General features: G+C 67.7%; 15 protein-coding genes. 11 read left to right on the top strand and 4 right to left on the bottom strand.

What is annotated here, in order from left to right; all coding sequences use genetic code 11:
• Nucleotides 1–5 precede the first annotated feature (5 nt).
• Nucleotides 6–587 carry a histidine phosphatase family protein gene (locus FKV23_RS13085; RefSeq protein WP_141625199.1) on the top strand — a complete coding sequence of 194 codons (582 nt, stop codon included), beginning with the start codon at nucleotides 6–8 and terminating at the stop codon, nucleotides 585–587.
• Entirely contained in the window at nucleotides 587–1,330 is a 744-nt protein-coding gene (locus FKV23_RS13080) for an adenosylcobinamide-GDP ribazoletransferase (protein ID WP_141624244.1), read from the top strand. The genes FKV23_RS13085 and FKV23_RS13080 overlap by 1 nt, the downstream gene beginning before the upstream one ends.
• 85 nt (nucleotides 1,331–1,415) lie before the next feature.
• On the opposite strand, the gene ybaL is transcribed toward FKV23_RS13080, so the two are convergent.
• Both ybaL and FKV23_RS13070 read right to left on the bottom strand, forming a co-directional pair.
• Nucleotides 1,416–3,098 carry a YbaL family putative K(+) efflux transporter gene (gene ybaL, locus FKV23_RS13075; protein WP_141624243.1) on the bottom strand — a complete coding sequence of 561 codons (1,683 nt, stop codon included), beginning with the start codon at nucleotides 3,096–3,098 and terminating at the stop codon, nucleotides 1,416–1,418.
• 489 nt (nucleotides 3,099–3,587) lie between these two features.
• Nucleotides 3,588–5,978 carry a TonB-dependent receptor plug domain-containing protein gene (locus FKV23_RS13070; RefSeq protein ID WP_141624242.1) on the bottom strand — a complete coding sequence of 797 codons (2,391 nt, stop codon included), beginning with the start codon at nucleotides 5,976–5,978 and terminating at the stop codon, nucleotides 3,588–3,590.
• A 164-nt stretch (nucleotides 5,979–6,142) separates the two neighbouring features.
• Between FKV23_RS13070 and FKV23_RS13065 the strand changes: the two genes are divergently transcribed.
• Together FKV23_RS13065 and FKV23_RS13060 are read left to right on the top strand one after the other, a co-directional pair.
• Nucleotides 6,143–8,014 (top strand): ABC-F family ATP-binding cassette domain-containing protein, encoded by a 1,872-nt coding sequence (locus FKV23_RS13065; RefSeq protein WP_141624241.1) that lies wholly within the window; start codon nucleotides 6,143–6,145, stop codon nucleotides 8,012–8,014.
• 150 nt (nucleotides 8,015–8,164) lie between these two features.
• Complete coding sequence (locus FKV23_RS13060; RefSeq protein ID WP_141624240.1) at nucleotides 8,165–9,712, top strand: sodium:solute symporter family transporter; 1,548 nt, start codon at nucleotides 8,165–8,167, stop codon at nucleotides 9,710–9,712.
• A gap of 134 nt (nucleotides 9,713–9,846) precedes the next feature.
• On the opposite strand, the gene ggpS is transcribed toward FKV23_RS13060, so the two are convergent.
• Both ggpS and FKV23_RS13050 read right to left on the bottom strand, forming a co-directional pair.
• Nucleotides 9,847–12,192, bottom strand: a complete 2,346-nt coding sequence (gene ggpS / locus FKV23_RS13055; protein ID WP_244244003.1) for a glucosylglycerol-phosphate synthase — start codon at nucleotides 12,190–12,192, stop codon at nucleotides 9,847–9,849.
• Nucleotides 12,189–13,475 carry an MFS transporter gene (locus tag FKV23_RS13050; protein ID WP_141624239.1) on the bottom strand — a complete coding sequence of 429 codons (1,287 nt, stop codon included), beginning with the start codon at nucleotides 13,473–13,475 and terminating at the stop codon, nucleotides 12,189–12,191. Before FKV23_RS13050 ends, ggpS begins: the two co-directional genes overlap by 4 nt.
• 213 nt (nucleotides 13,476–13,688) lie before the next feature.
• Here FKV23_RS13050 and FKV23_RS13045 point away from each other — a divergent pair, with 213 nt between their 5' ends.
• The 7 genes from FKV23_RS13045 (at nucleotide 13,689) to ruvA (ending at nucleotide 19,310) form a co-directional block, all read left to right on the top strand.
• Nucleotides 13,689–13,985 carry an FmdB family zinc ribbon protein gene (locus FKV23_RS13045; protein ID WP_141624238.1) on the top strand — a complete coding sequence of 99 codons (297 nt, stop codon included), beginning with the start codon at nucleotides 13,689–13,691 and terminating at the stop codon, nucleotides 13,983–13,985.
• 244 nt (nucleotides 13,986–14,229) lie between these two features.
• A complete protein-coding gene (aspS, locus tag FKV23_RS13040; protein WP_141624237.1) occupies nucleotides 14,230–15,990 on the top strand; it encodes an aspartate--tRNA ligase in 1,761 nt (586 codons plus the stop codon).
• Between the two features lie 99 nt (nucleotides 15,991–16,089).
• Nucleotides 16,090–16,653 (top strand): DUF3016 domain-containing protein, encoded by a 564-nt coding sequence (locus FKV23_RS13035; protein ID WP_244244002.1) that lies wholly within the window; start codon nucleotides 16,090–16,092, stop codon nucleotides 16,651–16,653.
• Between the two features lie 91 nt (nucleotides 16,654–16,744).
• Entirely contained in the window at nucleotides 16,745–17,338 is a 594-nt protein-coding gene (locus FKV23_RS13030) for an esterase/lipase family protein (RefSeq protein ID WP_141625196.1), read from the top strand.
• 50 nt (nucleotides 17,339–17,388) lie between these two features.
• Nucleotides 17,389–18,120, top strand: a complete 732-nt coding sequence (locus tag FKV23_RS13025) for a YebC/PmpR family DNA-binding transcriptional regulator (protein ID WP_141624236.1) — start codon at nucleotides 17,389–17,391, stop codon at nucleotides 18,118–18,120.
• 75 nt (nucleotides 18,121–18,195) lie between these two features.
• Complete coding sequence (ruvC, locus tag FKV23_RS13020; RefSeq protein WP_141624235.1) at nucleotides 18,196–18,726, top strand: crossover junction endodeoxyribonuclease RuvC; 531 nt, start codon at nucleotides 18,196–18,198, stop codon at nucleotides 18,724–18,726.
• Complete coding sequence (ruvA, locus tag FKV23_RS13015) at nucleotides 18,723–19,310, top strand: Holliday junction branch migration protein RuvA (RefSeq protein WP_141624234.1); 588 nt, start codon at nucleotides 18,723–18,725, stop codon at nucleotides 19,308–19,310. The genes ruvC and ruvA overlap by 4 nt, the downstream gene beginning before the upstream one ends.
• The last annotated feature ends 5 nt before the right edge of the window (nucleotides 19,311–19,315 follow it).

Here is a 19,315-nt window from a genome sequence, read left to right as displayed (position 1 = left end):
CCTTCATCGAGCTGCTGCGGCACGGCGATACCGGGCGGCAGGGTTTCCGTGGCCAGCTCGACGATCCGTTGACCGCGGATGGATTCGGGCAGATGCGGGCGGCTGTCGCCGACGGCAGCTGGGATGCGCTGGTGTCATCGCCGCTGCGGCGCTGCGCGGCGTTCGCGCGCGAGCTTGCATCGGTGCGCGGGTTGCCGCTGGTGCTGGAACCGCGCCTGGCCGAGTACCGCTTCGGCCGCTGGCAGGGCGTGCCGATGGACGCGCTTGCGCGCACCGAGGGCGAAGCGCTGGCGCGGTTCTGGGCCGACCCGTCCGTCCATCCCCCACCCGGCGCCGAAACCCTGGAGCGGTTCGAGGCGCGCGTCGCCGCCGCGCTCGCCGAGGCCGCATCGCGTTTCGCCGGTCGTCGCGTGCTGGTGGTGACCCATGGCGGGGTGATCCGCCTGCTGCTGTGCCGGCAACGTGGCCTGCCGTGGTCGGCGATGGCCGGGCTCGAGGTGCCGCACGCGTCGCGGCATGTACTCGACTGGCCGATGCCGGCACCGGTCATCGCCGCGACCGATTGCGAAACCGGGGCAGCGGGTTGATGTCCGGCTGGCTGGGTGGCCTGCTGGCCGCATTCGGCTTCCTGACCCGAATTCCGGTACCGGCCGGCGCGTTTGCGCGGCCCGGCGCGCAGGCGCATTCGCTGCCGTGGTATCCCGTTGTCGGCGCCTTCATCGGCCTGCTGTTGTGGGGACTCGCTTGCCTGCTGCCGGCCGGCGCACCGATGCTGGTCGCGGCGGTGGTGCTGGTGGCCTGGGTCGCGTTGACCGGGGCGTTGCATATCGACGGACTGGCCGACAGTGCCGATGCGTGGGTTGGTGGGCTGGGCGACCGCGAGCGCACCCTCGCGATCATGAAGGATCCGCGCAGCGGTCCGGCCGGGGTGACGGCGGTGGTGCTGGTGCTGCTGCTCAAGTTCGCCGCGCTGGCGACGCTGCTGCCGGATGCGGGAATGGCGCTGGTACTGGCGCCGTTGCTGGCGCGGGCTACGCTGACCGCTGCCTTCCTTGCGTTGCCGTACGTGCGTGCGAACGGAATCGGCACTGGCCTGGCCGGTGCTTCGCGCACAGCCTGTGTCGTGTCGTTGGCGATGACGGCGGGAGCATGCATCGTTGCCGGCGGCATGGGATCGCTCGCGCTGGTGACGGCGACCTTGCTGTTCTTCGCCTGGCGCCGGGCCTGTCGGCGGCGCCTGGGTGGAATGACCGGCGACACCTGCGGCGCGCTGACGGAACTGGTCGAGACCGCCGTACTGGTGGTACTGGCGTTCGCCTCAATCGCATGAGCACAGTCGCGGCGGTCGCCTCGCCTGTCTGGCGCAGCCCGGCGAGATCGGCTGCGAGGGCGTTCTGGCCAGGTCCCGGGCCGGCTCAGGCACCGGCGGGTGGCAGCCGACGGTCGCCGCGGAACGCAGGGGTGGCCAGTACCATCTCGGCCAGGCTGTGAGCCAGCTCGCGTTCGGCCATGACCGCGCCATCCGCGCCGTGCTCGAGCAGGTGCTTCACCTCGGCGTCGCTGTGGGCGCGGGCGACGATGGTCAGGCCCGGGTTGATCTCGCGCAGGCGGGCGATGATTTCGCCGGCTTCCAGCACGTTCGGGATCGCCAGCATCACGGTGTTGGCGGTTTCGGGACGCGCTTCCGCCAGCACCTTTTCGTTGGCGGCATTGCCGCGGATCGCGGGCAGGTCGGCGGCACGTGCATGTTCGACCAGGTCATCCTCGCCATCGATCACCACCAGCGACACGTCCTGCGCCTTCAGCAGTCGGCCAAGCTCGCTGCCGACGCGGCCGAAGCCGATCAGGATGACGTGCCCGGACAGGTCGTCGGGAATGCCGGGAATCACCCGGGGCGGCTCCGGCGGCGTGGCGGAAGCTTCCCTGCGGGTTCGGCTGTCCAGCCACTGGAACAGCAACGGATTGATCACGATCGAAAGCAGGGCGCCGGCCAGGATCAGGTCCTGGCCGCGCTGGGGCAGGATGTCCAGCTGCAGGCCGAGGCCGGCGAGGATGAAGGAGAACTCGCCGATCTGCGCCAGGCTGGCCGAGATCAGCAGCGCGGTGGAGTCCGGCTTGCCGAACGCACGCACGATCGCGTAGGCGGCGATCGACTTGCCCAGCACGATGATCAGGAAGGTCGCGATCACCTCGAACGGATGTTCGACCAGGATCATCGGGTTGAACAGCATGCCCACCGAGACGAAGAACAGCACTGCGAACGCATCGCGCAGCGGCAGGGTCTCGCTGGCGGCCTTGTGGCTGAACTCCGATTCGTTGAGCAGCATGCCGGCGAAGAACGCACCCAGCGCGAACGAGACCCCGAACAAGTGCGCCGAGCCGAACGCCACGCCCAGCGCGATCGCCAGCACGCACAGGGTGAACAGTTCGCGAGAACCGGTGCCAGCGACGCGTTCGAGGATCCACGGGATCACCCGCCGGCCGATGATCAGCATGAAGGCGACGAAGCCGCCGACCTTGGTGAAGGTCTTCAGCAGCACGATCGAAACCGAAGGTGCCTCTTCGCCGCCGCCGCCGATGATCTCGGCCAGCGCCGGCAGCAGCACCAGCGCCAGCACCATCGCCAGGTCCTCGACGATCAGCCAGCCCACCGCGATGCGGCCACGTTCGGTTTCGACCAGGCGGCGTTCCTCCAGTGCCCGCAGCAGGACCACCGTGCTGGCCACGGACAGCGCCAGCCCGAACACGATGCCGGCGGCGTGCGACCAGCCCAGCAGCTGCGAAAGCCCCCAGCCCAGCACGGTGGCCACCGTGATCTGCACGACCGCGCCCGGCAGCGCAATCGCCTTGACCGAGAGCAGGTCGCGCATCGAGAAATGCAGGCCGACGCCGAACATCAGCAGGATCACGCCGATCTCGGCCAGCTGCGGCGCCAGCTCCTGGTCGGCGACGAAGCCGGGCGTGAACGGACCGGCGACGATGCCGGCGACCAGATAGCCCACCAGCGGCGAGAGCCGCAGACGCTGCGCCAGTGCCCCGAACACGAACGCAAGCACGAAACCGGCGACGAGGATGGCGATCAGCGAGGTGTGGTGCATCGACGCTCCGGAGGCAAGGGCTCAACGCAGGATGTGGGCCGCCGGGAAGGGACGCAACCCGCCTGAAGCGCCACATGACGGAAACGCCAGACTACGCCAGCCGACGTCATGGACAGGTGGGCTGCGGGGAGGCGCCGGCCGCGCCCAAGGGGCCGACGCTGGTTTGGGTCATTGTCCCGGTGCGTTGATTCTGCGAGGAAGCCGATGGTCGTGGGTGTACGGGACACGCCGTAAACCCGTCCATGGGGGCTCATCCGAAACATCCATGTTTCGGAAGGCCCCGCACACCCACGACCATCGGCTTCTGGACAGGTTGCTGGCGTTCCCTGAGAAACACCCGAAGCGACACCCCCACCCGGTGGGGTGTCGACATCTTCCGGAGCCGCTATCCCCGGAAACCGCTATCCCTGGAAACGCAAGAAGAGCCAAAAAACGAAGACGCCCCGCGCTTGGCGGGGCGTCGTTCCCATCACCTGCGGCGATGGATGCTTACCACTTGTAGCCAATCCGGGCGTAGGCGTAGGCGCCATTGAAGCCGAACGGCGACGAGCTGCTGTACGGCAACTGGCCGGACGAGGAGTTGGCGAAGATCACTTCATCCGGGTACTCGTTCAGCACGTTGTCGCCGCCGACCGTGAACTCCCAGCTGTCGAGCCGGTAAGTCGCGGCCAGGTCCAGTGTCCATTTCGGATCGAAGGTCTGGTCGCGCGCCGGGTCGGCGTTGAGCACGCTGAACTCGCCATAGCGGGTCGCAGTGGCGCCGAGGCTGAACGCGCCGACGTTCCATGTGCCGCCGAGGAAGAACTTGTCGCGCGGCGCACCGACTTCGAAGCGGCCCAGTTCCAGGCGGCCGAAGCGCACCGCGTCCGGGTCGATGGCTTCCAGCGCCGGCGGATTGGGCGCGACCTTGTCGATGCTGGTCTTGTTGTAGTTGTAGCCGGTGGTCAGGTCGAGGGTGCTGTTGGCCAGCGTCCAACCGTAGGTCGCGACAACGTCGACACCGTCGGTCGTGGTGTCGATGGCATTGGTGAAGTAGCGACCGCCGGCCACGGCCGGGAACCCGTTGGCATTGAGGTATTCGCGCACCGGCGTGCTGACCAGGTTCTCGGACAGGGTGATGCGGTCGTCGACCTCGATCCGGTAGGCATCGATGGTGACGTACAGATCGTCGATCGGCTGCAGCACCAGGCCCAGGCTGTAGTTGGTCGATTCCTCGGCCTTCAGCGGTTCCGCGCCCAGTGCGATCGCGGCCGGATGGTTGGTGCGGAAGGTGGCGATGTCGAACGGCACACCGCCGATGAAGTTGGTCGAGGTGGTCTGGTAGAACTGCTGCTGCAGCGACGGTGCGTGGAAGCCGGTGGAGACGGTGCCACGCAGCGCGACCCGGTCGGTGAACGCATAGCGTGCGGTGACTTTGCCGGTGGTGGTATCGCCGAAGTCGCTGTAGTCCTCGTAGCGCGCGGCCACGCCCAGTGAAAGCCTGTCGGTCAGGTCGCCTTCCAGGCCGGCGTAGAACGAGAAGCTGTGGCGGTCGAAGCTGCCGCTGTCGCTTGGGCGGAATCCGGGGAATACCTGTGAACCGGAAGGTGCCGGCGCGTCGCCGGGCAGCAGCACGCCGCCATTGATGTAGGAAGCCGGCTCGCCCGGCGACTGGGTGAACTGCTCGCCGCGCCACTCGGCGCCGTAGGAAAGGGTCAGCGGGTAGGCCAGGCCCCAGTCGAGCAGCTTGTTGAAGTCGAGGTTCAACACGTGCTGCTTGAGTTCCAACGCGCCGGCGTAGAAGTCGGTCGGCGAATCCAGCCCCATGCTGCGGTTGAGCGAGTTGCGGACGTCGAAGCTCAGCTCGTTGTGGCCGTAGGCGTAGCTGAAGTCGACGTCGGTGCCGCCCGCGGTGGTGGCCCTGAGCCCGGCGACCAAACCGACGTCCTCGGACTCGTTGTAGATCTGCGGCAGGAAGCCGTCCGGATAGATCTCCGGGATGTTGCGCGAATCGCCGGCCGGCCGGTAGAAGCCGTTCGACAGCACCTCGCGCTTGGTGAAGATGCCGTAGGAATAGAAGGCCAGGTCATCGATGACGGCGTATTCGGCGTTGTAGGAAAACGAGCCGTTGTCGACTTCAGGATCGCCGTAGCGCTGCACGACCTCGCCGAGCGGCGCCGAGCTGGGGGTGGGGGTGCCGATGAACGGGCGCGCACGGTCGGTCTGGTCCTGGTGGCCGCCCTGCGCGGCGAAGTGGATGAAGCCGTCGGCTCCCAGCGCGAAGCCGGCATCGGCACCGAGCTGGTACTGCCTGCCGTCACCGGCGCTGTACTGGCCGACGGTGGCGGTGACTCCGCCGCCGCTGTCGCTGCCCTTGAGCACGACGTTGATCACGCCTGCGATGGCATCGGAGCCGTACTGCGCCGATGCGCCGTCGCGCAGGACCTCGACCCGGGCAATGGCGGAGATCGGGATCGAGTTCAGGTCGACCGGCGAGGAGCCGCGGCCCTGGGTGCCATTGACGTTGACCAGCGCGCCGGGGTGGTAGCGCTTGCCGTTGACCAGCACCAGCACGTGGTCGGGGGCGAGGCCACGCAGCTGCGCCGGGCGCACCGCATCGCTGCCGTCGGAGATGGCCGGGCGCGGGAAGTTCAGCGAGGGCACCGCGCGCGATAGTGCGGTGGCCAGTTCGACCGTGCCGGTGGCCTCGAGCGCTTCCGGGGTGATGATGTCGATCGGCGCAGTCGACTCGGCCACTGTGCGGTCGGCCACGCGGGTACCGGTGACGATCAGCGTGTCGAGGGTGGTGCGGGCGTCGCCGCCTGCGTCCTGGGCGAGGGCCGGTGGAACGACGAGGGCGAGCGCAACGGCGAGGGCGAGGGGGGAAAACGATGGGTTCATGGCAACTCCGGCTGGGTCCTGGAACAAGGGGAGGAAGGTCGTGTTGCGATGCGGCATTATTCGATTACAGCGACATGACAGGCATGTCAACACTTTTTTAACAACCAGTCTGCGACGCGCAGCCGATAAACTGCCCGCCCGTATTCAGGCCCTCGGGTTCTTTCGTGATCTCATTCCGCAATTTCGCCCTGCGCCGCGGCGAACGCCTGCTGCTGTCCAACGTCGACCTGGCCCTGCACGCGGGCTGGCGGGTCGGCGTGATCGGGCGCAACGGCACCGGCAAGTCGTCGTTGTTCGCGGCGATCCGTGGCGAGGTCGAGGCCGACACTGGCGACATTGAGGTGCCGGCGAAGGTCCGCATCGCCAGCGTCGCCCAGGAAACGCCGGCGCTGGACGACACCGCGCTGGACTTCGTGCTGTCCGGCGATGCCGAGGTTCACGATGCGATCCAGGCCGAGGCCAACGCCTTCGCCAGCGAAGACTGGGAGGCCGTCGCCGAGGCCCACCAGCGGCTGGAGATGCTCAACGGCTACGACGCCAGCGCCCGTGCCGGCAAGCTGCTGCACGGCCTGGGCTTCAGCGCCGACACCCACGGTCGTCCGGTCAAGGCGTTCTCTGGCGGCTGGCGGGTGCGGCTGAACCTGGCCCGCGCGCTGATGACGCCGAGCGATCTGCTGCTGCTCGACGAACCGACCAATCACCTCGACCTCGACGCGGTACTGTGGCTGGAACAGTGGCTGCTGAAATACCCCGGCACGCTGTTGCTGATCAGCCACGACCGCGAGTTCCTCGACGGGCTGTCGACCCACACCCTGCACCTGCATGACGGCAGGGCGAAGCTGTACACCGGCGACTACACCGCATTCGAGCGCCAGCGCGCCGAGCACCTGCGTCAGCAGCAGATCGCGCACGAGAAGGAACAGGCCGAGCGCGCCCACCTGCAGAGCTTCATCGACCGCTTCAAGGCCAAGGCCAGCAAGGCGAAGCAGGCGCAGAGCCGGGTCAAGCGGCTGGAGAAGCTGGCCGGCACCGAGGCGGTGCGGGTCGAGCGCGCGCTGCGGATCGAGTTCCCGGTGCCGGACAAGCTGCCGCATGCGTTGTTGCGATTGGCCGATGCGGAGTGTGGATATGCACTGGTCGATGGCGGACAGACGAAGATCCTCGACAACGTCGGTTTCATCCTCGAAGCCGGCGACCGCGTCGCCCTGCTCGGCCCCAACGGCGCCGGCAAGTCGACCCTGGTCAAGTCGCTGGTCGGCGAACTGCCGCTGCTGGCGGGCGAGCGCAGTGGCCATCCCGACCTGCGCATCGGTTACTTCGCCCAGCACACGGTCGAGTCGCTGCGCGAGGGCGCCAGCCCGATCGATCACCTCGGCGAGATCGCCCCCGGTGTCGCCACCCAGGTGCTGCGCGACTTCCTCGGCAAGTGGAACTTTCCCGGCAACCGCGCGTTCGAGTCGGTCGACAGCTTCTCCGGCGGCGAACGCGCGCGACTGGCGCTGGCCCTGATCGCCTGGCGCAAGCCGAACGTGCTGCTGCTCGACGAACCGACCAACCACCTCGACCTCGACATGCGCGAGGCGCTGGCCGAGGCGTTGGCCGACTTCGACGGCGCGATCGTGCTGGTCAGCCATGACCGCCACCTGATCGGCCTGGTCTGCGAGACGTTCTGGCGCGTCGCCGACGGCCATGCGCAGCCGTTCGACGGCGACCTCGACGAGTACGCCGCCTGGTTGCGCAACCGCGACGTTTCCGCCGACGGCAGGGCCGGCAAGCGCAAGCCGGAACCGGCGCCTGTACCGCCACCGGCGGCAGCGAAGCCGCGCAAGGCCAACCCGGTCAAGCTGGCCCAGGCCGAAGCGCGCGTCGCCGAACTGGAAGCGAGGTTGAAGGCGCTGGATGAAGCGCTGGCCGACCCGGATGTCTACGTCGAAGGCGGGAAACGCGCATCCGAATTGACCGGCGAGCGCGAGGCCCTTGCCGCACGCCTGGCCGAGGCCGAAGCGGAGTGGTTGGCGTTGTACGAGACGGCGTGACCGTTGCCGCTGCGATTCACAGCCGGAATTTCGTCGCCGGAGTTTCGTCATCCCGGTCGGGGTAAGGGATCTGTTGTTGCCCGACCTGCGGTTTGACTCATCGCCTCGCCGCATGTTTGGGTAAAAAGCGGTCCGGACGAACGGGGAACGATGGGAACGCTGCACACGTTCGATTACGCCGTATTGGCGGCGTATGCACTGGTGGTCATCGTGGTCTGCGCGCGAGTGGCGCGCCGCAGCCCGGATTCGGATGAATTGTTCCTCGCCGGCCGCACCCTGGGCGCGGGCGTGGTCGGACTGTCGCTGTTCGCCTCGAACATCTCCTCGACCACCCTGATCGGTCTGCCTGGGGCGGCATGGACGTCGGGCATCGCGGTCGCCAACTACGAATGGATGGCCGCGCTGGTGCTGCTGTTCTCGGCGCTGTTCGTGGTGCCGGTACTGCTCGGCAATCGCCTGACCACGATCCCGGAACTGCTCGAACGCCGCTTCGACGCACGCCTGCGCAAGTACCTGTCGGGCGTCAGCGTGTTCCTGTCGATCGTGCTCGACACCGCCGGCAGCCTGTTCGCCGGCGCGGTGGTGCTGAAGGTGTTCTTTCCGATGCTGCCGCTGGTCGAGACCATCGCCGCGATCGCCCTGTTCGCCGGTCTGTACACCGCTGCCGGCGGCCTGCGCGCGGTGGTCTATACCGACGTGCTGCAGTCGATCGTGCTGCTGCTCGGCTCGGCGGTGTTGGCGGTGATGGTGTTCGGCGAGTTCGACTATTCGTGGAGCAAGGTCGTGGCGGCGGTGCCGGCCGACCACATGTCGCTGATCCGCCCGCTCGACGATCCCGACCTGCCGTGGCTCGGGACACTGATCGGCCTGCCGATCCTCGGCTTCTACTACTGGACCATGAACCAGTACGTCAGCCAGCGCCTGCTCGGCGCGCGCAACGTGGAGGCCGCCGGCAAGGGCGCGATCATCGCTGCGGCGCTCAAGCTGCTGCCGTTGTTCCTGATGGTGCTGCCCGGCGCGATGGCGATCGCGTTGTTGCCGGACCTGGAGCGCGGCGACGAGGTGTTCGCGCGATTGCTGGCCGAGTACGCACCGGTCGGCGTGGTCGGGTTGGTGCTGGCTGGCCTGCTGGCGGCGATCATGTCGAGCGTGGATTCGGCGCTGAATTCGGCCTCGACCCTGATCACCCTCGACTTCATCAAGCCACGCCGGCCGAACCTCGATACCCGTGCGCTGGCCCGCATCGGCCGCATCACCACCCTGCTGCTGATGGCGCTGGCGGCGGCGTGGGCGCCGATGATCGACCGCTTCCCCGGACTGTTCGCCTACCTGCAGCAGACCTTCGCCTACGTCACCCCGCCGCTGGTGGCGGTGTTCCTGTTGGGCCTGTGGTGGAAAAAGCTGGCCGCCGGCCCCGCATTGCGTGCGCTGGTCACCGGCCATGCCGTCAGCGTGGCGTGGTTCGTCGCCAGCCAGCTGGGCTGGATCGGTTTGCACTTCACCATCGTCGCCGGCGTGCTGCTGGCGGTGACCCTGATGGCGGCATTGCTATGGCAGGTCGCCAGCACGGCGCGGCCCTCCAGAGAGCAACTGCTGGTCGTGGATATGTCGAAGGCACCGCGGGTGCCGGCTCCGATCCGTTGGGGAGCGGCTGTGGTGGCGCTGTTGACGGCGGTTGTGATCCTGGCGTTCTGGTGAGCTTGCGGCTCCGCCGCGCCCTCACCCCAACCCCTCTCCCGTGAACGGGAGAGGGGCTTTCAAAGCAGGAGCGCCGTTTCAGCCCCTCTCCTGCGTGCGGGAGAGGGGTTGGGATGACGGTGTCTTGACCAGCTCTAGTCCCGCTCCAGCTCATACACATGCCGCCGCAACCCGCTGCCGGCAGTCTCGACCGCCTCCAGGAAGTCGCGGCCCCAGCGCTCGACGTCGTAGCGGCTGACGATGTCGAACAGCTGCCGTTGGCGCGATTCCGCCTCGTCCGGAGGCATCGCCAGCGCCTGCTCCAGGCCGACGATCAGGTCGGCCGGGTCGTGCGGATTGGTCAGCACCGCGCCCTTGAGCTCGGCCGCGGCGCCGGCGAACTCAGACAGCACCAGCACGCCGGCGCTGTCCTCCACGCCGTGCGCGGCGATGAACTCCTTCGACACCAGGTTCAGGCCGTCGCGCAGCGGAGTGATCCACATCACGTCGGCGGCGGCGTAGTGGGCGACGACCTCGTCGAATGGCAGGCCGCGGGCGAAGAAGCGGATCGGGGTCCAGTCCAGCTGCGCATGGCGGCCGTTGATGCGTCCCACCGCCTGTTCGATCTGGGTCTGCAACTGACGGTAGATGGTCATCTCCTGCGCCGCCGGCACGCACACCATCAGCAGGGTCACGGTGCCGCGCAGTTCGGGCCGGTCGGCGAGCATGCGTTCGAATGCCAGCAGCTTCTCCAGCGAACCCTTGGTGTAGTCGAGGCGCTCGACCGACAACACCAGCTTGCGGCCATGGAATTCCTTGCGGATCTGGCCGATGCGCTCGCGCACGTCCTCGCGCGCGAGCATGCCGCGGATCCGGCCCATGTCGGTGCCGACGGGGTGCGCACCGAGCGCGATCTGGCGGTCGCCGACCCGGATCGCGGTGGTCATCCGGTCCAGCCCCACCGCGCAGCCGTAGGTCAGGAAGCGCGGCGCGCAGCCCTCGCGCGAGACCGTCTCGATCGGCATCGCGCCGCGCACCACATCGACGAAGTTCTCGACCTGGCGCGGGATGTGGAAGCCGATGTAATCGCACTGCAACAGGCTGCCGAGGATGTCGCGCCGCCACGGCACCACGTTGAACACGTCGGCGGACGGAAAGTAGGTGTGGTGGAAGAACGCGATCTTCAGGTCCGGGCGCATTTCGCGCAGGAACGCCGGCACCATCCACAGGTTGTAGTCGTGCAGCCACACGGTCGCGCCGTGCGCGGACTCGGCGGCGGTGGCCTCGGCGAACTTGCGGTTGACCTTGAGGAAGATGTTCCAGTCCTCCTCGCGGAAGCGCGCACGCTCCCAGAAGGTGTGCAGCATCGGCCAGAACGCTTCCTTCGAGAAGCGCTTGTAGAACGCATCCACCTCGCCCTTGGTCAGCTTCACCCGCGAGGCGACGAGGTTGGGGTAGAGCTCGGTGTCGACGGCGGTGTGGGTCTCGAACGCGCGTCCCGACTTCGGATCGTCGATGCTCCACGCCACCCATGAGCCCTTGCGTCCGCTGCTGAAGAAGCCGAGCAGGCTGGGGATGATGCCGTTGGGCGAGCGCGGCTGGCGACGCTTGAGCTGGCCGTCCTCCACATACTCTTCGTACGGCAGCCGGTGATAGACCATCACCAGGTCCGACTTGCCGAACTTCAACGAGGCCGGCGTGCTCAGCTGCAGCTCCTCTTCCGGCAGCAGCCTGAAGTGGCGGATCGCTTCCAGTATTCCACCGCAGCCCGGTGCCTTGGCGTGCAGCACGTTGGCCAGCTGGCGGGTCGCGCGGGTCAGCGCCTTTTCCGATTCGCCCACCGCGACGCCCTGGAAGCCGGCGCTGAACATCGACAGGTCGTTGAGTGTGTCGCCGGCGACCAGCACACGCTCGCGCGGGATGCCCAGCTGGACGGCCAGCGCCGCCAGGGTGCGGCCCTTGTCGGTGTCCGACGGCAGGATGTCGAGATAGCGGTCGGCCGAATAGAGCACCGAGCAGTCGAGTGTGGCGGCCGCGGCCTCGATGTCGCCGCGGACTTTTTTCAGCGCCTTCGGATCGCAGAAGTACGAGCAGCGGCGCTCTTGCGGCACGTCCTGCCGGATCAGGCCGGGGAAGTCGTCGATCAGGTCGGCGACCGCATGTTCGCCCGGCCAGCGGGCGTCGATCGCGGCCTGCAGCGGCTGCACCGGTTGCCGGCTGTGCCCATCGACCACGGTCGCGCCAACGTCGCAGATCACGTAGTCCGGGTTCGGCAGGGTCGGATCCGACAGCAACGGCATCACCGCCTCCAGCCCGCGGCCGGTGACGAACACCAGCTGAATCTCGGGGTGGCGATCGACCAGCCGGTAGAGGTGCTGGCGATGTTCCGGGGTGCCGGCGAGGAAGGTGCCATCCAGGTCGGTGGCCAGCATCAGTTTGGGCAGTCTGATGGTGTCCTGCATGGATGCGGGAGGAAGAATCTGTGCTTCTTTCTGGGTCAATGGTTTTCCTTGGCAGGGATGGTGTCGGGAAGGTGGGTGGTGTCGTCGTCGGCAGACCCGGTCTCGGGCAACAGCTCGATCGCGGTCGGGGTAGTTCGAAGCATCACGTGGAAGGCGGTCGGGTGGTCGGTGTCGCGGCGCCGCAGCAGGCGGCGCCCGCCAGCGACCAGCGCGGCCAGGACGAGGGTGATGGCGAAGAACACCGGCAATGCCTCGTGGCCGAAGCGGGTCATCGCAATGCCGGCGAGTGCCGGTCCGAACGCCGAGCCCACACCGTTGAGCAGCAGCAGACTGGAACCGGCCGAGAGGGTGTCCTCGGGTGGCAGGTGGTCGAGCAGGTGGGCCATGCAGATCGGGTAGATCGCAAACGACAACCCGCCGAATGCGAACCAGAGTCCGTACAGCAGCAGGTCGGAAGGAATCCGTGGCACGGAGGGCAGCAGCATCGCCATCGCGGTCCCGGCGGCGAGCAGGCAGACCACGGCCAGCGTGGTGCGGCGGTCGCCTCCATCGGACAGGCGGCCGATCGGCCACTGCAGCGCTGCGCCGCCGATGATGGTGATGCTCATCAGCATCGCCACTCCGGTGACGTCCAGCCCGATCCGGGTCGCGTATACCGCGGCCAGTCCCCAGAAGCCGCCCATCGCCAGCCCGGCCAGCAGCGCGCCCAGCGTTGCCGCCGGGGCGACCCTGAACAGTGCCTTCAACGCCAGCCGTGGCATTGGCGGCAACTCCGGCTGGACCATCCGGCTGGCGGTGACCGGCAGTCCGGCCAGACAGATCAGGATCGCGACCAGGCTGAACAGCGTGAAGGTCTCCTGCGGATACAACCCGATCAGCCACTGGCCGGCCGCCAGTGCGAGCAGGTTGACTGCCATGTAGATCGCGAACAGCTGGCTGCGTTGCCCCGGAGGTGCCTGTACGTTGAGCCAGCTCTCGATCACCGTGTACAGGCCGACCAGGGCGATGCCGGTAAACAGCCGCAGCACGGCCCAGGCCCATGGCGAAACGAATATCGCGTGTAGCAGCACGGTGGCCGCGCAGAGCGAGGTGTAGAACGCGAAGGCGCGGATATGGCCGATCCGCTGGATCAGGCCCGGTGCGGCATAGGTGCCGAGGAAGAAGCCGACGAAGTAGGCCGACATCACCAGGCCGAGGGTCTGGTCGTCGAAGCCTTCGATCCGCCCACGCACCGCCAGCAGCGTGCCCAGCAGGCCGCTGCCCATCAGCAGGAGGGCCACGCCTGCGAGTAACGCGGCCAGGGGACGTACGGTCGCAATCATGGTCCGGCGTTCCTGGGCAAGCGCGAAATTCTAACACATTGAAAAATCAGGAATATTGAGTATTCCGGCGCGCGGCGGTCGTCGTCGCGGCTTGAATCGGCCGGCCGCGGCCCCACACTGGCGCGGGTCCGGTACCGCCCGGCCCTGCTCCAATTCGTTCGTACTTTTAATCCTTTGTGCTCCAACCGCCCGTTTCGGTACTCCGACACCGCCATGCCGATCTATGCCTTCGAATGCGCCGCCTGCGGCCATAGTTTCGACCGTCTGCAGAAGATTTCCGATGCCGATCCGGCCGAATGCCCATCCTGTGGCGAGCCCCGGGTGCGCCGCCAGCTGACCGCGCCGCAGTTCCGCCTTGCCGGCGGCGGCTGGTACGAGACCGATTTCAAGAAGGACGGCGACAGGAAACGCAACCTGGCCGGTGATGGCGGGGCGGCCAAGCCGGACAAGCCGGACAAGCCGGCGGAGAAGTCCGGGAGCAGGCCTGCGGCTTCCAGCAAGACGGATTGAACGAAGCAAGGTTTCGCGAGGAAGCCGACGGCCATGCCTTTGCGGGACACGCCGTAAACCCATCCCTGGGGGCTCATCGTCGGCATCCATGCCTTCGAAGGTCCCGCAAAGGCATGGCCGTCGGCTTCTGGATAGGTGGTCGGCACACGTTTGAAACCCGTCATGGCCCAACCCTCGGCGGTCAAACCGTTAAACTTGCCTGCTTTCCGCGGCCCCTCCCGCGGCCTCAATGTCCGGAGTTTCCATGCGTACCCATTTCTGCGGCTTGATCGACGAGGCGCTGATCGGCCAGACCGTGACCCTGTGTGGCTGGGCCGATGTCGCCCGTGACCTCGGCGGTCTGTGCTTCATCGACCTGCGCGACCACGAGGGCATCGTCCAGGTCGTCGCCGAGCCGGAGCCGGGCGTGGAGGGCAATGCCGAGGTCATCGCCGCCGCGGCCAGGGTCGGTTACGAGGACTGCCTGCGCGTGACCGGCGAAGTGCGCCGCCGCGAGTCGCCGAACGCGAAGATTCCGACCGGCCAGGTCGAGGTGGTCGCGCGCCGCATCGAGGTGCTCAACAAGGCCGAGCCGCTGCCGTTCCACGCCCACGAGAACCCGGGCGAGGACATCCGCCTGCAATACCGCTACCTCGACCTGCGTACGCCGGAGATGCAGCGCAGGATGCGCACCCGGACGAAGCTCGTCCAGGCGTTGCGCCGCTGGCTCGACGCACGCGGCTTCCAGGACATCGAGACCCCTATCCTGACCAAGGCCACGCCCGAGGGCGCGCGCGACTTCCTGGTCCCGGCGCGCATGCACCCGGGCGAGTTCTACGCGCTGCCGCAGTCGCCGCAACTGTTCAAGCAGATCCTGATGGTGGCCGGCTTCGACCGCTACTACCAGATCGCGCGCTGCTTCCGCGACGAGGCCCTGCGCGCCGACCGCCAGCTCGAGTTCACCCAGCTCGACATGGAGTTCGCGTGGGTGTCCGAGCGCGACGTGCAGGACGCTACCGAAGCGATGATCCGCGAGGTGTTCAAGGAGGTCATCGATGTCGACCTCGGTGACTTCCCGCGCATGACCTACGCCGAGGCGATGCGCCGCTACGGTTCCGACAAGCCCGACCTGCGCATCGCGCTGGAGCTGGTCGACGTCGACGCGCAGGTCAAGGATTCGGAGTTCAAGGTATTCACCGACTGGGCCGGCGTCGACGGCGGCCGCGTCTGCGCGCTGCGCATACCGGGTGGCGCGACGCTGAGCCGCAAGCAGATCGACGAGTACGCCGCCCACGCCGCCAAGTATGGTGCGCGCGGGCTGGCCTACATCAAGCTGTCGGAGAGCGGCGAGGTGTCGTCGCCGATCGCCAAGTTCTTCTCCGAAGAGCAGTTCGCCGCGCTGGTGGCGCACGTTGGCGCCGGCAACGGCGACATCGTCTTCTTCGGTGCCGGTGCGTACGCCACCGTCAGCGACTTCATGGGCGCGCTGCGGCTCAAGGCCGGCAGGGACTTCGGCCTGGTCGAGGCGGGCTGGAAGCCGCTGTGGGTCACCGACTTCCCGATGTTCGAGTGGGATGCCGAGGAAGGCCGCTACGTCGCCCTGCATCATCCGTTCACCGCGCCGGCGGTCGACAGCATCGACGACCTGCGCGCGAATGCGAAGACCGCGGTCTCGCGCGGCTACGATATGGTGCTCAACGGCAACGAGATCGGCGGCGGTTCGATCCGCATCCATCGCACCGCGATGCAGTCGGCGGTGTTCGAGCTGCTTGGCATCGGCGCCGAGGAGGCGCAGGCCAAGTTCGGCTTCCTGCTCGACGCGTTGAAGTACGGCGCCCCGCCGCACGGCGGCATCGCCTTCGGCGTCGACCGCATCGCCGCGCTGATGGCCGGCACCGAGTCGATCCGCGACGTGATCGCCTTCCCCAAGACCACCACCGCGCAGTGCCCGATGACCGGTGCGCCTTCGCCCATCGCGGACGCGCAGCTGGCCGAGGTGCACGTAGCGGTGCGGCCGAAAAGCTGAATCCCATGTGGATCCTGACCGGCGGTGGGTGCGACGCTTCTGCCCCGGTCCCACGTAGATGCACAATGAGCGGGTATTCCTGGCCCGCGGAGCATCGACATGAACATCCGCAATTTCTTCCGCATCGCCTGCATGGCCCTGCTGCTGGTTGGCGCCAGCCAGGCCATGGCGCGCGTCACCACGGTCACCGATCCCGAGCGGCCGCGCCAGCTGGAAGGCGACAGTCCGGTCAGCGTCAGCTGGGATGACCCGGCCGACTTCACCGAGATCCGCTACAGCGGCAATCGCTGGGAGGCCCAGCGTGGCAACTGGGTCATGCAGCTGGCCGAGCACCTGCGCAAGCAGGTCGGCAAGGCGCTGCCGGAGGGGCAGCGCGTCGAAATCCACATCACCGACATCGATCTGGCCGGCGATTATCGGCCAGGCCAAGGCATGAACACCGACCACATCCGGATGATGCGCGACATCTATCCGCCACGGATGCGCTTCGACTACACCCGTTACGACGCCAATGGCCAGATCATCGCCCAGGGCGAACGCAAGCTGTCTGACATGGGCTACCTGTCGCGTTCGACGACACGTTTCGACTCCGACAAGCTGGCCTACGAGAAGCGCATGATCGATGAATGGGTGCGCCGCGAGATGACCACAGCCGGTGGCTGACCGGCCTGACCCGGACAGCGACGCCCGCGCTGCAATCCGGGACGTGGCGGGCCGCCCCCGTCGCCGCGTGCTGTTCCTGCACGGCCTGTGGATGCGCGGGCTTTCGATGCGCTGGCTGGCACACCGGTTCCGCAAGGCCGGTTTCGACACCGAACTGTTCGACTACGCCAGCGTGCTCGGCGAACCCGAGGCGGCCGGGCCACGGCTGGCCGCACGGCTGGCGCGTGGCCCGGTACACGTGGTCGCGCACAGCCTCGGTGGCCTGCTGGTCATGGATACCCTCAAGCGCCATCCGGGCCTGCCGGTGGGGCGCGTGGTCTGCCTCGGCTCGCCGCTGTGCGGGAGCGGGGTGGCCCGCGATGCCGCGCGGCGCTCGCTGCGGCTGTTGACCGTGGGGCGCAGTGCGGCCCTGTTGCAGCGCGGCTGTCCGGAGTTGCCGGCCGGGGTCGAGGTCGGCATGGTTGCCGGCGACCTGCCGCTGGGCCTGGGGCAGCTGTTCGGCCGGGTGGACGGGCCACACGACGGCACCGTGGCGCTGGCCGAAACCCGTCCGCCAGGCCTGCGCGATCATGTGGTGATCCATGCCAGCCACACCGGGCTGCTGTTCTCGGCCGAGGCGGCCCGCCAGGGCGCCCATTTCCTGGCCCATGGCCGGTTCGCGCCGGTCGCCCTGCACGCAAGCTGAGCCTTGCCTATAATTGCGCGCTGCAGCAAATCACCCGGCGGAACAAAGACATGGGTCGTGGCCCCTCCATCGAAGCGCGCAAGAACGCATCCGACGCCAAGCGCGGCAAGATTTTCACCAAGATCATCCGCGAGATCGGCGTCGCCGCCCGTGCCGGCGGCGGAGATCCAGGCAACAATCCGCGCCTGCGCGCGGCGATGGACAAGGGTCTGGCCTCGAACATGTCCAAGGACGTGATCGAGCGGGCGATCAAGAAGGCCACCGGCGAGCTGGAAGGCGTCGAGTACGAGGAGATCCGCTACGAAGGCTACGCGCCCGGCGGCGTCGCCGTGATCGTCGACTGCCTGACCGACAACAAGGTCCGTACCGTCGCCGACGTGCGCCATGCGTTCGGCAAGTTCGGCGGCAACCTGGGCACCGACGGTTCGGTCGCCTTCATGTTCAAAAAGCTCGGCGTGCTCAGCTACGCCCCGGGTTCGGACGAGGACGCAATCACCGAGGCAGCGATCGAGGCCGGCGCCGATGACGTGGTGGCCTATCCCGACGACGGCTCGATCGACGTATTGACCGCGCCGGATACGTTCGCGGGCGTGGCGGCGGCGATGGAGGCCGCCGGCCTGAAGCCGGACCTGGCTGAAGTCACCTACCGTGCCGACAACGACATCGCGGTCAGCGGCGAGACCGCTCAACAGGTGGTCAAGCTGCTGAACTGGCTGGAAGACCTGGACGACGTCCAGAACGTCTATTCCAACGCCGACCTGGGTGAGGACGCCTACGCGTAAAGCGCGTAGGCTCCACGTCGTGACCCGCGCTTTCCTCCCGCATCATGCTCATGCCTGCTCGTCGGGGTGTGCGCGGTGATTCGAATCCTCGGCATCGACCCGGGATCGCAGCGCACCGGACTCGGCGTGATCGACGTCGGTAACGACGGCCGTTGCCGCTACGTGCATGCCGGGGTGCTGAAACTGCTCGATGCCGAGGACTTCCCGGCCCGGCTCGGCCTGCTCTGCGAAGGGCTGGAGGCCGCGCTCGACGAATGGCAGCCGCAACAGGTCGCGATCGAGACGGTATTCATGGACAAGTCGGCGACATCGGCGCTGAAGCTCGGCCATGCGCGTGGCGCGGCGCTGGCCACGGTGGTGCGCCGGCGCCTGCCGGTCAGCGAGTACGCGCCGCGGGTGATCAAGCAATCGCTGGTCGGGCGCGGCGCGGCCGACAAGCAGCAGGTCCAGCACATGGTGCGGCTGCTGTTGAACCTGGGCGACGCGAAGCTGCAGGCCGACGCCGGCGACGCGCTGGCGATCGCCCTGACCCATGCGCACATGAGCGCGACCGCGGGCCGGACCGGCATCGCGGTGAACCAGTTGCGGAGGCGCAGTTCACGATGATCGGGCGTTTGAAGGGAGTATTGATCCACAAACAGCCGCCGTGGCTGATGATCGACGTCAACGGCGTCGGCTACGAGCTGGAAGCGCCGATGAGCACCTTCTACGACCTGCCCGAGGTCGGTCGCGAGGTGTCGCTGTTCACCCATTACGCACAGAAAGAAGACAGCGTCTCGCTGTATGGTTTCCTCAGCGAGGCCGAGCGGCGCCTGTTCCGCGACGTGCAGAAGGTCTCCGGTATCGGCGCGAAGATCGCGCTGGCGGTACTGTCGGGGGTGAGCGTCGATGAGTTCGCGCGGCTGGTGCAGGCCAGCGACGTGACCGCGCTGACCCGGATCCCCGGCATTGGCAAGAAGACCGCCGAGCGCATGGTCGTGGAGCTGCGCGACCGCGCCGCCGATCTGGCAGGTACCGGGACGGCATTCGCCGCCGGCGCGCCCGCCGATCCCCAGAGCGAGGCGACCGTCGCCCTCCAGCAGCTCGGCTACAAGCCGGCCGAGGCCGCGCGTATGGCCAGGGCGGCCGTCGAAGCCGGCGACGACGCCGCCACCATCATCCGCAAGGCGCTGAAGTCCGCGCTTCGTTGACGCTG

The organism is Lysobacter alkalisoli (genome assembly GCF_006547045.1).
Lineage (GTDB): Bacteria > Pseudomonadota > Gammaproteobacteria > Xanthomonadales > Xanthomonadaceae > Marilutibacter > Marilutibacter alkalisoli.
This window is presented reverse-complemented; position numbering and strand designations above follow the sequence as displayed.